The organism is Hylemonella gracilis ATCC 19624, assembly GCF_000211835.1.
GTDB classification, from domain to species: domain Bacteria; phylum Pseudomonadota; class Gammaproteobacteria; order Burkholderiales; family Burkholderiaceae_C; genus Hylemonella; species Hylemonella gracilis.
This window is the reverse complement of the sequence record NZ_AEGR01000052.1, coordinates 105,935-120,747: the sequence shown is the minus strand read 5'-3', so window position 1 is coordinate 120,747 and position 14,813 is coordinate 105,935. Positions and strand designations below refer to the sequence as shown.

The following is a 14,813-nucleotide window of genomic DNA, read 5'->3' as shown; positions in this document are numbered from 1 at the left end:
GTTCAGACGCGCGCGCGCCACAAGGCCTGGGCGCGGACCCAATCCTCCACCGTGTCGATGTCGGTGACGCAGCCGACATCGTCCACCTCGATCGCTTGCGGCGGGCCATGACGGCGCGCCACCGCCGCAGCCCCCACATCCCCGCGCAGCTCCAGAAGGTCGGGCGTGCAGTCCTGGGTGAAGCGCACCGGGTGCCCTGCCTCGCCCTGGTACACGGGCCGCACGACCCGCCACGCAGGGGGCGCGTTGGCCACGCGGCGCAAGGTGTCGGGCAGGATCAGCGGCAGGTCCGCGGGCAGGATGAGCCAGCCCCGCGCATTTGGATAAGTGAGCGATGCCGCGCGCACGGCCGCGGCGATGCTGTCGCCCATGCCAGGATGACCGGCCTGCTCCAAATGCCAGGGCAGGCCACTGGCGCGCACGGCGTCCAGCGTGCGCTGCAACACGGTCTGCCCCTCGAGGGGGGCTTGCAGTTTGTGCGGCGCCAACGCCGCGCCGCCCGAGGCCAGGAAACGCTCACCCCGTCCCGAGGCGAGCAGCAGGACGACAAAGCTCATCGCGCGGCCGGGTTCAGCGCGCGACCGCGCAGGTGGAAGCAGCGATGCCTGCCATGGCAGTCGTCACGTCGTCCAACGCGGCATCCGATGCCGCGGCGGCTTCGCGCCGCGCGCGCAGATAGGTCGCGTTGCGCACTTGCACGATCTCGGCAAGGATGGACACGGCGATCTCGGCCGGCGTGCGCGCGCCCAGGTCCAGGCCGACCGGGCCATGCAGGCGCGCCAGTTCCTCGGCACTGAGGTCAAAGTGCTCGGCCAGGCGCTGCTTGCGCGCGCCTTGGTTGCGCCGAGAACCCAACGCGCCCACGTAGAAGGCGGCGGACTTGAGGGCTTCGAGCAGCGCCATGTCGTCGAGCTTGGGGTCGTGCGTGAGCGCGACGATGGCGGTGTGGGCATCGGGCATCAGCTCACGCACCACATCGTCTGGCATGCCGGCGATCCTCTGAACACTGTCCGGCATGGCGTGCGGGCCTGCCCCCGAAGCGCCATCGAAGCTGCCGGCGTATTCCTCGCGCGGGTCGCAAACCAGCACCTCGAAATCCAGCAGCTTCGCCATCTGCGCCACGGCCTGCGAGAGCTGCCCCGCGCCGATCAGCAGCAGGCGCCAGCGCGGGCCAAAGAGCGTGGTCAGTTGCTGGCCATCGAACACCAGCTCCTGCCCACGCACGGCCGGGGCCAGCGTGACCGCGCCCGTGGCCAGGTCCAGCGTGCGAGCCACCAACTGGTGCGCCGCCGTGCGGGTCAACACGTCCTCGATCCAGGACACCGACTGCAGCGGCTCATGCACCAAGCGCAGCGTGCCACCGCAGGGCAGGCCAAAGCGCGCCGCCTCGTCCTTGTCCACACCGTAGACGATGAGTTCGGGACGGGACCTTGCTTCTGTCGCGGCGTCGGCCGTTGAGGCTGCGGCCGCCAAGGCGGCCTTGGCGCGGGCGATCAAGTCATCCTCGACGCAGCCGCCCGAGACCGAGCCGCTCACCAGCCCGTCCCCGCGCACGGCCAGCAGCGCGCCCGGCGGGCGCGGCGCGCTACCCCAGGTCTGCACCACCGTGACCAGGGACACGGCGTGGCCGGCCCGCTTCCACGCCAGCGCATCGGCCAGCACGCGCAAGTCCAGACTGTCCATGGGGCGCTCCTCGTCGTTGCGTCAGCGCGTGCCCGCGTCTCAGGCCGCGTCCAGCTTGAAGGGGAGCTGGCGCGGTGTCTTGCCCGTCAACCGCGCGATGGCGTTGGCGAAGGCCGGCGCCAGGGGCGGCAAGCCCGGTTCGCCCATGCCCGTGGGCGCATCGGCGCTGGGCACGATGTGCACGGCAATCTTAGGCATGTCGGTGATGCGGGCCACCGTGTAGTCGTGGAAGTTGCTTTGCTCCACCACGCCGTCCTTGAGCGTGATGGCCGCGCCCGGCAGGCACATGCCCAGGCCCATCAGGGCCGCGCCCTGCACCTGGGCTTCCACGCTCTTGGGATTGACGGCCAGGTTGCAGTGCACGCCCACGGTCACGGTGTGTAACTTGGGCATGCCGTCCTTCACCGAGGCCTCGACCACGTAGGCGACCACGGTGTTGAAGGACTCGTGCACGGCCACGCCCCAGGCGCGCCCGGCGGCGAGCTTCTTCTTGCCGTAGCCAGATTTCTCGACCGCGAGCTTCAGCGCGGCTTCGTGGCGCGGGTGCTTGCCTTCGATCAGCTTCAGGCGGTAGGCCACCGGGTCTTGCTTCGTGGCGCGAGCAATCTCGTCCACCAGGGTCTCCATCACGTAGGCCGTGTGGGTGGAGCCCACGCTGCGCCACCAGAGCACGGGCACATTCTGCTGCGGGTGGTGCACCGTGAGCTTCATCGGCACGTCGTAGGGCTCCTTCATGCCCTCGACCATCGTGGCGTCCACGCCGTTCTGGACCATGAAGGCCTCGAAGGGCGAGCCCTTGAGGATGGACTGGCCCACGATCACGTGGTTCCAGCCCAGGATCTCGCCCTTGGCATCGAAGCCGATCTCGGCGCGGTGCAGGTGCATGGGACGGTAATAGCCGCCCTTGATGTCGTCCTCGCGGCTCCAGAGCGTGCGCACCGGGGCGTCCAGTCCCGCCGTGCGCGCGGCCTTGGCCACCGCGCAGGCATGAACCACGTACTCGCTGCTGGGCACGGCGCGGCGGCCGAAGCCACCACCGGCCATCTGCACGTTCATCTTGAGGTTCTGCGGCGTCACGCCCAGCGTGTTCGCGGCAGCCAGAGCGTCGAGACCGGGCATCTGCGTGCCGGTCCACAGTTCGGCCTTCGCATTCGCACCCTGACCCGTGAGTTGCACGGTGCAATTGAGCGGCTCCATGGGCGCATGGGCCAGGTAGGGGAACACGAACTCCGCGCTGATCTTGCGGGGCGCGCCAGCCAGCTTGGACAGGTCGGCGTCGTACTTCAAGGCGCCCGGCTTGGTCGCCAGTTCACGGTAGGCGGCGAGCTGGCGCGCGCTGTCCACCTTCTCGACGCCACTGGTGTTCCATTCGACCTTGAGCGCGTCGCGCCCCTGCTTGGCGGCCCAATAGCCCTCGGCGATCACGGCCACACCCTCGGCGCCGCGTTCCAGGGGCACGCGCAGCACGGCACGCACGCCTTGTACGGCCTTGGCCGCCGCGTCGTCCACCGACTGCAGCTTGGCACCAAAGACAGGCGGGTAGGCGACCACGGCCGTCAGCAGGCCGGGCAAGCGCACGTCGATGCCGAAAGCCTGGCCGCCGCTGGACTTGGCGCGCGCGTCCAGCCGCCCCGTGGGCTGGCCGATCAGGCGGAATTGTTTCGGGTCCTTGAGCGTCACTTGTTCCGGCACGGGCAGCTGCATCGCGGCCTCGGCCAGTTCGCCGTAGCTCAGCTTGGCGCCGCCGGGGCCAATCACCACGCCAGCCTGGGTGCGCAGCGCGGACGGTGCGACCTTCCATTGCTGGGCGGCCGCGGCCAACAGCATGGCGCGGGTGCGCGCGCCCAGCTCGCGGTACTGGGTGTAGGAATTCTTGAGCGCGTTGGAGCCCCCCGTGATGTGGATGCCGAAGGCCGGGTCCACATAGGCCGCGTCGGCGTTGCCGTGCACGGCACGCACCTGGGCCCAATCGGCGTCCAGTTCCTCGGCCAGCACCATGGCCAAGCCCGTGTGAGAGCCCTGGCCGAACTCCAGTCGGTTGACCGTGACGGTGACGACGCCGTCGCGGGTGATGCGCACGAAGGCCGCGGGTTGTTGCGTGGGTTTGAGGCCGCCGGCCGCCGCGCCGCCCGCGCCTTGCGCCGAGGCGACGAGCGGGAAGGCGCCGAGCGCGAAGCCCGAGCCCGCGGCGAGCTTGAGGAAGGAGCGTCGCGGCAGGCCGTCACCGGCGTCGAGTGCCGTGCCGCTCTGGCGCTGGGCCAAGGCCTGCAGGCCTTTGGGCAAGGCGCCGATCAGTTGGGCGTCGATCAGTCGGGAATGGAAGGGTGTGGTGGTGGTCATGAGGTTCTCCCTTCGTTCTCAGGCCAAGGCGCGGGCCGCGTCATGGATGGCGGCGCGGATGCGCGCGTAGGTGCCGCAGCGGCAGACATTGCCGGCCATGGCGGCGTCGATGTCGGCATCGCTCGGCTTCTTGTTGCTGGCCAGCAGCGCGGTGGCGCTCATGATCTGGCCGCTTTGGCAGTAGCCGCACTGGGCCACGTCGTGCTTGACCCAGGCGTCCTCGACCGCGCGCCCAACTTTGTCGGTCGCCAGCGATTCGATGGTGGTGATGCGCTGGCCTTCGGCCGAGGCCACCGGGGTGACGCAGGAACGGATGGCCGCGCCATTGAGGTGCACGGTGCAAGCACCGCACATGGCCATGCCGCAGCCGAACTTGGTGCCAGTCATGCCCAGCGTGTCGCGCAGCGTCCAGAGGATGGGCGTGCCCGGGTCAACATTGACCGAAGCAGGTTTGCCGTTGAGGGTGAATGAAACTGCCATGGAGTCTCCTTGGGCTGAAGGGGTCTGCGGGAAAGCGGATCAGGCGCCACGTCCGAGCGGGGAACGGGTCATGGACGCAACAAACCGCGGCAGTGTGCCGCAGTGCGACATAAAGAGAAATACCAAGTGTCTATCTAGGTTATCAACTTCCACTTAACAATCGCCCCCATGCAATCCGACGTTCTGGCCGCACTGGCGGCTTTTGAGCAGGTAGCGGCCCACCGCAGCCTCACGCAGGCGGCCCACGCCCTGGGCGTGACACCCGCCGCGCTGTCCCAGACCATCAAAAAGCTGGAAACCCGGTTGGGTGTCCGCTTGTTCGAACGCACCACCCGCAGTGTGAACCTCAGTGAAGCCGGCCACGCCTACCTGGCCCGCGTCGCGCCCGCGCTGGCCAGTCTCAAGGCCGCCACCGAGGACCTGCAATCGAGCGCGGGCGTCGAGGGCGGCACCCTGCGGCTGACGCTGAGCTACATGGCGGGCCAGTTCCTGATCGAGCCGCTGCTGCCCGAGTTCTTCGCGCGACACCCCCACATCGGCCTGGAACTGATGTACGACGATGGGTTCGTGGACATCGTGCGCGATGGCCTGGACCTGGGCATGCGCATCGGTGAATCGCTGGAACGCGACATGGTGGCCGTGCCGCTGACACGCGAGTTCCGCATGCGCTGCGTGGCCTCGCCCGCTTACCTGCGCGAGTTCGGCACGCCGCGGCACCCTGACGAGCTGGCGGCGCACCGCTGCATCAACTACCGCATGCGCAGCAGCGGCGCGATCTACAAATGGGAGTTTCTGGTGGATGGCGTCATCGTCGAATACGCGGTGCGCGGCCCCCTGGTCATCACCCATTGGCAGACCAGCCTGAACGCGGCGGTGGCGGGCCTGGGCATCGCCATGGGCTGGGACCTGACCTTGGCCGAGCCCCTGCGCACGGGCGCGCTGGTCGAGGTGCTGCCGGAGTACAGCGCCGGATTTCCGGGCTTGTACGCCTACCACCCGCAGCAGGCCCACCTGCCGGTCAAGACGCGGGTGTTCCTGGACTTCCTGCGAGAGCGGCTACCTACAATCGCGCCATGAGCCCTACCCCACCCGCGACGCCCTTGAACGCCACCGAACTGGCGGCGCTGCGCAAGACCTACGGACGCGCCGAACTCAGCGAAGATGCCTCGCACGCGGACCCGCTGCGGCAGTTCGCACAATGGCTGAACGAGGCCTTGCAGGCCGAGCTGCCCGAACCCAACGCGATGACGCTGGCCACCGTGGGCAGCGACCTGCGGCCCTCGTCCCGGGTCGTGCTGATCAAAGGCTACGACGAACGCGGCGTCGTTTGGTACAGCAACTACGACAGCCGTAAGGGCCGCGAACTCGCGGGCAACCCCTATGCGGCGCTGCAATTCCACTGGGTCGAGCTGGAACGCGTGGTGCGCATCGAAGGCCGCGTGGAGAAGGTCAGCGCGCAAGAAAGCGACGCCTACTACCAGAGCCGCCCGCTGGACTCACGCATCGGCGCCTGGGCCAGCCCGCAAAGCCAGGTCATCGCAGGGCGCGGCGTGCTCGTTGCCAACGCGGCCCGTTACGGCGCGCAATACTTGCTGAACCCGCCCCGCCCGCCACATTGGGGCGGGTTCCGTTTGGTGCCGGACCGTTGGGAGTTTTGGCAGGGCCGGCCGAGCCGGCTGCACGATAGGCTGCGCTACCGGCTGGAAGGCACAAACTGGGTGCGCGAGCGACTGGCCCCCTGAGGTTGAATCCAGCCAGGGACATGCTGAAAAAGGCCCCCCGTTCGGACTGCTGAGCCTCTGCCCACCGTGGATGGGCCAGGGCGCGTTTCGACAGGCACAACGCGAACGAACCGGTTCGGCGCAGCCCTGAACGGCTGTTGAAATTCGCGCTCGCTGCCCTTGCGCGATCAGCTTCTTCAAACGTCAGCACCGAGCTGCCGCACCACATCCCACATCCGCCCGCGATCGCCAGGGCGTCACTTGCCGCGCGGGCCCGCAGCGACCAGCCGCCCCCCCTTTTCGCCAGTGGCCATTCAAGCAACACGCTTGACACGGCGCCATTACCCATTAAAAATCCAATCAGTTATAAAACCAATTGGTTATTTAAATGCACATGGACCCCTTGAGTGCCACCTTCGCCGCCCTGGCGGACCCGACGCGCCGCGCGATCCTGGCCCGCCTGGCCACCGGAGAAGCCAACGTCACGGAACTGGCCGAGCCCTTTGCCATGAGCCAGCCCGCCATCTCCAAGCACCTGAAGGTGCTGGAGCGCGCCGGGCTCATCACCCGCTCGCGCGCCAAGCAGGCACGGCCCTGCCGCCTGGAAGCGGTGCCGCTGAAGGCTGCGGCCGACTGGGTGACCCACTACCGCAGCTACTGGGAACGGAGCTTCGACCAGCTCGCCGCCCACCTTGATGAACTTCAACAGCAGGAGCAATCCCATGAACGCAAGGACTGAGGCCCTCACCTCTGCCGACAGCGAACTCATCCTCACGCGCATCTTCGACGCCCCGCGTGCCCTGGTGTTCCGCGCCTGGACCGACCCCGAGCAGATGGCCCGCTGGGCTGCTCCGCGCGGCTTCACCCGCGGTGAAGCCAGCTCCGACGTGCGGGTGGGCGGCGCCTACCGCGCCTGCATCCGCTCGCCCGAAGGGCAAGACCACTGGGTGCATGGCGTGTACCGGGAAATCGTGGAACCCGAACGCCTGGTCATGACGCACGGCTGGCTCGACGATCAGGGCCAGCCCGGCCCCATGACACTGGTCACCGTGACCTTCGAGGCACTCGGACCACGCAGGACGCGGATGAATTTCCTGCAGACCGGCTTCACTTCCGTGGCCTCGCGCGATGGCCACAACGAGGGCTGGACCAGCAGCTTCGAGCAACTGGTTGAACTGCTGGCCACTGAGCAAGACGCATGAAGCTCTTTTACGCCGAAACGCTGAACCCGCGCAAAGCCTGCGCGGCGGCCAGACACATGCAGGCGCCGGTGGAATTCGTGCACGTCGACCTCGCCCGGGGCGAGCACAAACAGCCCGACTTCCTGGCGCTGAATCCGAATGGCAAGGTGCCGGTGTTGCAGCACGCCAGCGGCACGCTGTGGGAATCCAACGCCATCATGTGCCACCTATCCGACCTGACCGGTGCCGGCCTCTGGCCGCACGATGCGCGGCAGATCGAGGTGCTGCGCTGGCTCAGTTGGGACATGGCGCACTTCACGCGCCATGGTGGCACGCTGTACTTCGAGTACCTGATCAAGCCGGCGCTGGGCCTGGGCGCGCCAGACGCGGCAGCAGTGCACAGCGCCACCGCGTTCTTCGAGACCAGCGCGCAGGTGCTTGACGCGCATCTGCGCACGCGCAGCTTCCTGGTCGGTGAAACCTTGAGCGTGGCCGACTTCGCCGTGGCCGTGACGCTGCCCTACGCCGAGCGCGCCCGGATTCCGCTGCAGGAATTCCCCGCGATCCGACGCTGGCACGAACGGCTGAATGAGCTTGCGGCGTGGCGGGAACCTTTTCCGGTGACCACGCCGGCGCGGAGTTGATTGCGGAGGGCTTCCGGGATTCAGCCCAAGCGCGCCGCCAGCGCCATCACCAGCGGCACCGTCAACAGCCCGGCGAAGGTGGACGCGGTGATGCCGGCCGTGACCAGATCCTCCGCCACCTTGTAGCGCTGGGCGAACAGGAAGGAATTGGCGCCCGCGGGCAAGGAGGCGGCGACCACCATCACCACCAGGGGCAGGCCCGAGACGCCGTAGAGCAGGCCAAAACACGCCACCAGCGCGGGCAGCACGAGGTTCTTCACCAAGGTCAGGGCCAAGGCGCCGCGCAGGTGTTCACGCGCACGGGCACCCGCCAACGTGACGCCCACCAGCAGCAGGGCCAGCGGCCCCATCGCGTTGCCCAGCCATTGCAGAGGCTTGTCGATCACCTCGGGAATGACCCAGCCGGTCTGGCCAAACAGCAAGCCCGCAACGATGGGAATGGGCACGGGGTGCAGCAGTGATTTTTTCACCGCCTGCGCCACCGTGCGGCCCAGCACGCGACCACCCGACGGCCTCGCTGGCGCGGCCCCAGACGGGTGCGGCGCTTGAAGCGCCTCGTGCGCCACGGCCAGCTCCAGCACGACGGAGCCCGTGGTCAGCAGCACCAGGGCGTTGACGGAGACGATGGACAGCAGCACCACCAGTCCCGCTTCGCCGTAGACCAGGCTCATGAAGGCGATGCCAATCATCACGAGGTTGCTGAAGGTGGCGGCCACGCCCAGCACGGCCCCCTTGACCAGCGACAGCCGGTGCATGCCGTGGTAGGCCAGCGTCAACGCGAAGAGCAGCAAGGCGGCGCTGAAGTAGCCCAGCAGCGGCAGCGGGTCGAGGTGCGCGATGTCCACCTTGCTCATGGTGCGGAACATCAGCGCCGGCATGAGCACGAGGAAAACAAGGTTGGACAGGTCCTTGGCGGATTCGGGACGCAGCCAGCGCAAGCGGCCCGCGACATAACCCAGGACCACGAGGAGCACGACGGGAAGCAGTGCGGCGATGACGTTGGAATTCATGGATAAATGAAAGAACGCGCCGGCGTTTGTCACGCCGTGGGTTTCTGCTGCAACTGCAGACGCACCTGGGCGATGTGCCCGCGCAGGTCATAGAACAGGTCGCCGAAGGCCGAGGGCACGCGGGTGTTGAACACCGCGGCGTCAATGCGGTCCAAACGCTGCAGCAATTCCGCACGCCGCGCCGTGTCCGCATCTGGCCATTCCTTCTCCAGCTTCTGCAATTCGCCGTAATAGCGGTAGATGCGGCGGGTCATGCTCCATCGGTAGACCACGGGCAGAACGCGCATGCCCGGGATCAGCACGATGAGGACCGGCACCAGGATGGCCGCCACCCGTGCGATCAGGCTCGCCACCCAGAAGGGGAAAGTTCGGTAGAGGACGTTGCGGCCCGAGCTGTAGTAGCGCTGCGCGTCCTCGCTGATGCGGAACTCGCGCTCGATCGGCGATGGAAACTCGCCGGGCTTGGCATACATGCCGGGACGTGCATGCACGGCACGCGCTGCCTCCAGCAACAGGTCCGACAAGGCCGGGTGCAAGCCCTCCCGCGCCACCAGTTGCACGGTGGGGCCAATCAGCCGCACGTCGGTGGCAGGGATGTCCTCACCCAGGTTGATGGCGCCGCGCGGCAAGGTCAGCTTGTTCAGGTAGGAGAAGCGCCGCGTGTAGGCCTCGGCCTGCGCGAAATCGAACAGGTGCACCTTGCCGCTGCGCAGCAGCTCGCGGATCAGGGCGGTGGGCGTGGATTCGTTCATGGCGAAGAAGGCATGCACTTGCCCGCTCACCAGCGCCTTGGCAATGTCCTGGTCGGGGGTGTTGACCAGCACCGTATTGTCACCCCCTTGCGCTCCATCCGTGCCAGGCTTGATGCCGTTGGCGGCCAGGAGCGCCAAGGCCAGCGTGCGAGAGCCACTGCCCTCCTCGCCAATGTCCAGGCGCAAGCCCTTGAATTCCGACAGCAGTTTCTTCGGTTGCCCGTGGTAGAAGAGCATCAGCGGCTGGTACGACACGCTGCCCAGCGACACCAGCTTTTCCACCTCCGCCTCGCCAGCTTGGCCGCCCAGCACCAAGGCCACGTCGACCTTCTGCTGGGGGTCCATCAGCCGGCGCAGGTTGTCGCGAGAGCCGCCGGTGGTCAGGATGTTGAGCTTGACGCCCTGCTGCTCCAGGATCTTCTGGTAGCGCGCCGCGGTCCGCGCAAAGTTGCTGCCTTCTGGCCCGGCGGCGATGGTGAGGGTATCGCCGGGCGCGGGGCTGAAACCGAAGCCCAGCACGGCGACCACCAGCACCAACAAGGCCAAGAGGGTCATGCCGATCAAGGGAACGGCACCGCCCATGGTCAGCAGTCGCTTGAGCAATTTCATAGGATCGAATCAGTATAGCCGTGGCCCCAGCGATTCAGCGCGGGCCGGTCACTCGGAGATCGTTGTCGCCAAGCGCGAGATAGACCTCGAACCAGGCCTGCCAGACACGCCAGACCGCGTCCCGGTCGGCTCGTTCAGCAAGCCCCCGGCGCGCCTGTTCAAGGCGCGCCGGCAGATCGAAGGGCAGGGAGGGCCGCGCGGTTGCGGGTACGGAGTCAGCGCGGCCTGCCTGCCCGGCCAGCCCCTCCTGCCATTGCGCCGCGAACCAGAGCGTGTTGAGCTGCCCCACGTCCAGCGGAACGCCGGCGCGGCGCGCCAAGGCATCGGCACGGCGCAGGGCTTGCCCCAGCCAGCGTGCAACCTTCGGCGCATCGCTGCGGTCCACCGCGTTCTCGGCCAGCTGCAGTTCCGTCAGCATGAGCGCACGCAGGTCTTCGTCGCGGTCCGTTTCGCTGAACTGCGCGACGAACAGGCCGCGCCGTTCTTCCAGCGCCAGGGCCGCCTCCTCGAAGTGGCCCAAGCGCGCATGCGCCTGGGCCTGCAGCCCTGACGCCACGATGCGCTGCGCGCGCAAGGCCTGCGTCGGCGTGGCGCGCGAACCGGGTGCAGGCAACACGGCCGGCGTCGCGGGATGGGCCAGTTCACGCTCGAGCCGCGTCAGGTCCACCAGCGCCCGCACTGGCTGCTGCGCGCCCAGCGCCGCGGCGCTGCGGGCCAGGCGCTGCACCAGCGCGTTGCGGGTGGGCAGCGAGGGCGCTGAGGTTTCAGCGCGGGCGTCCGAGGGCGCGAGGAGGCGGTCGTACAGCGCCAGGGAACGGTCAAAGCGCCCCGCCGACAGGTTGTAGAGCGCGGCGCGATCTTGCACCAGCGCGCCGTAGCGCTCGGCCAAACGTGATGCGGGCGATGCGGGCGATGTGGACGTCCGGGACGCGGCATCCACCATCGCCAAGGCCTCGTCCGCCGCCTGCGCTGCATCGGCGTCGCGGCCGGTGTGCAGCAGCGCACGGGCGCGTGCCAGCGACACCGCCAAACCCGCCGCGTCGTCGGTGTAGGGCAGCTGGTCACGCTGGTCCAGATACCCCAGGGCGATGGCGTAGTTGCCAGCCTGGGTGTGCAGCAAACCCAAGGCACCCAGCAGCATGGCCCGGTGGCGCAGGTTGTCTCTCTCCAGGTCGAGCGCCACCCGGTAACTGCGGTTGGCGCGCTCGGCCGAAGCCGCTTCGCGGTTGCGCAAAAAATCTTCGTGCTTGATGGCGCCCTGCAGCGCGTGCGCCTCGGGGCGGTCTTTCAAGACGGGCCAGGCGGCGCGCAGTTCGGCCCATGCCGCCGCCGCGGCTTTCTCGTGTTCTTGCCCGTCCCTGATCCGGCCCAGCTGGCGTGTGAGCACGTAGGCCTTGACGAAACGCCGCAAGGGCTCGGCCATGCCGGGCGCGGTGGTCGTGACTTCCTGCTCGATCACCTCGGAATCCACGTTGGCCCTTAAGCGCAGGCTGATGGATTCGACCGCGGCTTCCAGGGAACCGGTGCGCCGCGTCACGCTGTCGAAATCGGCGCGGGCTTCGTCATGGCGCTGGTTGGCAAGGCGCCGGTAGGCGCGGCCCATGAGCGCGCGGCTGTAGAGGCGCTCGGCTTGGCGGTGTTCCTGAGTCCCGGCTGGCGTGTCGTCCAGATACACCGGGGCCAGCAGCTCAATCACGCTGTCGGCGCCCAGTTCCGCGGCGCGTTCCACCGCGTCTTGCACCAGGGCGCGCCGACGCAGCGCAACCCATGAGGCATTGGGCAGGCCGTCCTGCTGGCGATAGAAGGCCAGCAAGGCTTCGCGCTGGGCGCGGGGCACGCGCTCCTCGCGCAGCGCCAGGATGTGGCGGCCGAGTTCCAAGGCAAAGATCCACGTGGAATCCAGCTGCGGCGCCGCCTGCGCTGCAGAGGACGGGGGCTGCCGCTCTGCCTTCGCCTGTCCACTCGCCTTTGCACTCACATTCGCACTCACATTCGTCTGGGCCAATGCACCGGCCAGCACGGCGTCGGCCTCAGCCTGGGGACGTCCGCGGTAGAGGGCACGAACGCCGGCGCGGGCGTAATCGAAGCGGTCTTCGTCGCTGAGCGCCGGATGGTGCGACAGCCACCGGCCCGCCTCCACCAAGGCATCGCGCTCGCCGAGCAAGCGGTAGAGCGCGTCGGCGCGTTCGTACCAAATTTCCAGCAGCGCGCGCGGGATGGTGTCCGAGACAGCGCCCCGCAGAATCGCGGTGGCAGCCTCCAACTCTTGGCGGGCCTGGGGGTAGTCGCCCGCGGCTTGCGCCAACTCGCTGCGAACGATGCGGCGCAAGGCGCCCGATGACGGACTGGGCGCGGCGGCGATGTCGAGCGCGACGCGCTGCTCGGCCTGCGTCATGCGCGCCGCCGCGACCAACGTGCGCCCCTGCTCGGCCAGCTTGAGCCCCTGCCGATGTTCGATCAAGGCCAGGAGCGGCGCTTCCAGGCCCGCGGTGGCGGGGTCGTCGACCGCGCGCATGCGGCGCGCGTAGTGGGCCGCGGCGTCAAAGTCCTCCAAGCCCAGGTGCAAGCGGGCCATGCGCATCAGCAACAAGCGTCGCGGGCCGGGCTGGGTCTCGCGCTGGGTGCGCTGGCGGTACAGCAGGAGTTCGTCTTCCTTGCGGTCCACCATGCGCAGTTCAGCGCGCAGGCGCGGGAGGTCCCAGGCCGTGGGCACCTGACCGTCGAGCGGCAACTGGTAGACATCCAGCGCGCCATGACGCTCACAGGTCGCCACCAGCACCGTGGCCGCCGGGGCCGGGTACTGGCAGTTCCACGCCTGGCTGCTGAGTTGGTCGGGACTGGCGGCGACGGCCCGTTCCACGGCGTCGTCACGGCCGCTGTCAAAGGGCAGGCGAAACAGCACGCCGCGGTCATCGGCATCGATCACGCCGTCGGCGTTGGAGTCGGTGAAGAACTGCGTGACATACAGCCAGCGTCCATCACGCGAGAACGCTGGTTGGCCACTTTGCCCGGGCAAGTCCAGCGGCAGCGGCACCGGGGTGGCGCCGGGCTGGTCCAGGCGTAACGCTTCCAGCCGGGCACTGGCGCGCGCCGCGAAGCCCGGCCCCACGGGCTTGGCTGAACGCTGCACCGGCACATACACCAGCCAGCGCCCATCGGGCGAAACAGCGGGGCTGCTGAGATTGCGACTCGGCAGGGGGTGAAGCTGGAACGCGGCGCCCTCCCCGCCTTCCTTCGGAGGAACCACAGTCACCAGCGACAACTGCAGGTCATCCTGGATGGTCGTGCGGTGCAGCAGCACGATCTGCGTGTTGTCCTTCCACTCGGCCTGCAAAGCCAGCACCTCGGCGCCGAGGCAACGGCGGTTCCCCACCTCGTCGTCCTGGCCATTCTCGCGGGGCATCTCACGCACGCACAGCTGACCGCCCGCCTCGCGGCGGAAGGAGATGTAGAGCAGCCACCGTCCGTCAGGGCTGAGGCGCGGCCAGGTCACGTCGGCGCCTTCGTCGAACAATCGGCGCTCGCGCCCCTGCTCCAGGTCCTGCGCGTACAGCTCGGTCACGACGCTGCGATTCGAGACGAAGAGCAAGGTGCTGCTCAGGGGGGAGTCGGGGGGCGCCAATTGCCCCAGGAACTGGTCGCCCAGGCCCACGGTCAGCCGCGCGGGAACGCGCAAACCGTCGCCACCATCGCCACCGTCGCCCCCCTCGAGCACGCTCTCGAGCACGCCCTCGCGCAGGCCCCCGGCATCCTGCGCCTGCGCCAGACCGGCGCTGGCGGCGAACACGCACAGCGCAAGCGATGCACTGCGGCGCGCGAGCCGCCTCAGCATGTCTTCTCGCCCCAGCTGCCGTCCGCGGCCTGCACCAGCGCGCCGCACACCACGCCCTGGGCATGCACGCGCTGCCAGCGCATGCGGAGGTCGTCCGCGCTGACCTGTGGCACGGTGCGTGATTTTTGCTCGCGCATCCACGCCCACAACTGCTGGCGCGCGCTGTTGACGCGCTGCACCAGCGCGGTGTCCTCCGCCGTCATGCGCCCGGCCTTGCAATCGCGGCGTGTGTCGGCCAGCAAGCCATCGTTGCCTTCGCCAATGCAGTGGCGGCGCAGCAGCTCGTCCACCCGGTCAGCGGGTGTCTTGTTCAGCCGGTCCACCAGCGGCGGCGCCTGCATGCCCAGATCTTCGAGCTGGTTGGGCGTGAGGGGAACAGGCGTGGGATTCATGCCCGCGCGCGCCAAGCGCAGCTCCAACTCCTCGAACGAACCGGCGGCCTGCTCTTCCAGCGCCGTCGCGCGGTCCACCAGCACCACGTCGGGGGCGCTGATGCAGCCGCCGAGCGTCAAGGCCAGGGCACAGACCAGCGGGTTCAGGGTGGAATACTTCATCGAATGC

13 protein-coding genes are annotated in these 14,813 nt (G+C 68.5%); 5 read left to right on the top strand and 8 right to left on the bottom strand.

Going from position 1 to position 14,813, the window contains the following annotated elements; genetic code table 11:
• Positions 1 to 2: 2 nt before the first annotated feature.
• From HGR_RS07450 to HGR_RS07435, 4 genes are read right to left on the bottom strand one after another with little or no spacing between them, the layout of a single operon-like run.
• The gene (locus tag HGR_RS07450; protein WP_006297566.1) at positions 3 to 557 is read right to left on the bottom strand and encodes a nucleotidyltransferase family protein; all 555 of its coding nucleotides are present in this window, start codon (positions 555 to 557) and stop codon (positions 3 to 5) included.
• Between the two features lie 13 nt (positions 558 to 570).
• On the bottom strand, positions 571 to 1,683 hold the full coding sequence (locus HGR_RS07445) for an XdhC family protein (protein ID WP_006297565.1): 1,113 nt from the start codon (positions 1,681 to 1,683) through the stop codon (positions 571 to 573).
• 39 nt (positions 1,684 to 1,722) lie between these two features.
• The gene (locus HGR_RS07440) at positions 1,723 to 4,023 is read right to left on the bottom strand and encodes a xanthine dehydrogenase family protein molybdopterin-binding subunit (protein ID WP_006297564.1); all 2,301 of its coding nucleotides are present in this window, start codon (positions 4,021 to 4,023) and stop codon (positions 1,723 to 1,725) included.
• Between the two features lie 18 nt (positions 4,024 to 4,041).
• Entirely contained in the window at positions 4,042 to 4,503 is a 462-nt protein-coding gene (locus HGR_RS07435) for a (2Fe-2S)-binding protein (RefSeq protein ID WP_006297563.1), read from the bottom strand.
• Between the two features lie 168 nt (positions 4,504 to 4,671).
• Here HGR_RS07435 and HGR_RS07430 point away from each other — a divergent pair, with 168 nt between their 5' ends.
• The 5 genes from HGR_RS07430 to HGR_RS07410 all read left to right on the top strand — a co-directional run bounded on the left by HGR_RS07430 (position 4,672) and on the right by HGR_RS07410 (position 8,049).
• Positions 4,672 to 5,580 (top strand): LysR substrate-binding domain-containing protein, encoded by a 909-nt coding sequence (locus HGR_RS07430; RefSeq protein ID WP_006297562.1) that lies wholly within the window; start codon positions 4,672 to 4,674, stop codon positions 5,578 to 5,580.
• Positions 5,577 to 6,245 carry a pyridoxamine 5'-phosphate oxidase gene (gene pdxH, locus HGR_RS07425; RefSeq protein WP_039852783.1) on the top strand — a complete coding sequence of 223 codons (669 nt, stop codon included), beginning with the start codon at positions 5,577 to 5,579 and terminating at the stop codon, positions 6,243 to 6,245. Before HGR_RS07430 ends, pdxH begins: the two co-directional genes overlap by 4 nt.
• Before the next feature lie 367 nt (positions 6,246 to 6,612).
• Positions 6,613 to 6,963, top strand: a complete 351-nt coding sequence (locus HGR_RS07420; RefSeq protein WP_006297560.1) for an ArsR/SmtB family transcription factor — start codon at positions 6,613 to 6,615, stop codon at positions 6,961 to 6,963.
• A complete protein-coding gene (locus HGR_RS07415; protein WP_006297559.1) occupies positions 6,947 to 7,426 on the top strand; it encodes an SRPBCC family protein in 480 nt (159 codons plus the stop codon). Before HGR_RS07420 ends, HGR_RS07415 begins: the two co-directional genes overlap by 17 nt.
• On the top strand, positions 7,423 to 8,049 hold the full coding sequence (locus HGR_RS07410) for a glutathione S-transferase family protein (protein ID WP_006297557.1): 627 nt from the start codon (positions 7,423 to 7,425) through the stop codon (positions 8,047 to 8,049). The genes HGR_RS07415 and HGR_RS07410 overlap by 4 nt, the downstream gene beginning before the upstream one ends.
• 20 nt (positions 8,050 to 8,069) lie before the next feature.
• Here the strand turns inward: HGR_RS07410 and HGR_RS07405 are convergent, their stop codons facing one another.
• From HGR_RS07405 to HGR_RS07390, 4 genes are read right to left on the bottom strand one after another with little or no spacing between them, the layout of a single operon-like run.
• Positions 8,070 to 9,059, bottom strand: coding sequence for an AEC family transporter (locus HGR_RS07405; RefSeq protein ID WP_006297556.1), 990 nt, complete (start codon positions 9,057 to 9,059; stop codon positions 8,070 to 8,072).
• 29 nt (positions 9,060 to 9,088) lie between these two features.
• The gene (locus HGR_RS07400; protein ID WP_006297555.1) at positions 9,089 to 10,420 is read right to left on the bottom strand and encodes a TAXI family TRAP transporter solute-binding subunit; all 1,332 of its coding nucleotides are present in this window, start codon (positions 10,418 to 10,420) and stop codon (positions 9,089 to 9,091) included.
• A gap of 34 nt (positions 10,421 to 10,454) precedes the next feature.
• Positions 10,455 to 14,252, bottom strand: a complete 3,798-nt coding sequence (locus HGR_RS07395) for a TolB-like translocation protein (protein WP_006297554.1) — start codon at positions 14,250 to 14,252, stop codon at positions 10,455 to 10,457.
• Positions 14,246 to 14,806 (bottom strand): DUF1318 domain-containing protein, encoded by a 561-nt coding sequence (locus HGR_RS07390; RefSeq protein WP_039852837.1) that lies wholly within the window; start codon positions 14,804 to 14,806, stop codon positions 14,246 to 14,248. Before HGR_RS07390 ends, HGR_RS07395 begins: the two co-directional genes overlap by 7 nt.
• Positions 14,807 to 14,813: the final 7 nt, after the last annotated feature.

Coding starts and splice junctions, on each gene's coding strand:
- HGR_RS07450 (WP_006297566.1), bottom strand. CDS start 557: ATGAGCTTTGTCGTCCTGCTGCTCGCCTCGGGACGGGGTGAGCGTTTC.
- HGR_RS07445 (WP_006297565.1), bottom strand. CDS start 1,683: ATGGACAGTCTGGACTTGCGCGTGCTGGCCGATGCGCTGGCGTGGAAG.
- HGR_RS07440 (WP_006297564.1), bottom strand. CDS start 4,023: ATGACCACCACCACACCCTTCCATTCCCGACTGATCGACGCCCAACTG.
- HGR_RS07435 (WP_006297563.1), bottom strand. CDS start 4,503: ATGGCAGTTTCATTCACCCTCAACGGCAAACCTGCTTCGGTCAATGTT.
- HGR_RS07430 (WP_006297562.1), top strand. CDS start 4,672: ATGCAATCCGACGTTCTGGCCGCACTGGCGGCTTTTGAGCAGGTAGCG.
- pdxH (WP_039852783.1), top strand. CDS start 5,577: ATGAGCCCTACCCCACCCGCGACGCCCTTGAACGCCACCGAACTGGCG.
- HGR_RS07420 (WP_006297560.1), top strand. CDS start 6,613: ATGCACATGGACCCCTTGAGTGCCACCTTCGCCGCCCTGGCGGACCCG.
- HGR_RS07415 (WP_006297559.1), top strand. CDS start 6,947: ATGAACGCAAGGACTGAGGCCCTCACCTCTGCCGACAGCGAACTCATC.
- HGR_RS07410 (WP_006297557.1), top strand. CDS start 7,423: ATGAAGCTCTTTTACGCCGAAACGCTGAACCCGCGCAAAGCCTGCGCG.
- HGR_RS07405 (WP_006297556.1), bottom strand. CDS start 9,059: ATGAATTCCAACGTCATCGCCGCACTGCTTCCCGTCGTGCTCCTCGTG.
- HGR_RS07400 (WP_006297555.1), bottom strand. CDS start 10,420: ATGAAATTGCTCAAGCGACTGCTGACCATGGGCGGTGCCGTTCCCTTG.
- HGR_RS07395 (WP_006297554.1), bottom strand. CDS start 14,252: ATGCTGAGGCGGCTCGCGCGCCGCAGTGCATCGCTTGCGCTGTGCGTG.
- HGR_RS07390 (WP_039852837.1), bottom strand. CDS start 14,806: ATGAAGTATTCCACCCTGAACCCGCTGGTCTGTGCCCTGGCCTTGACG.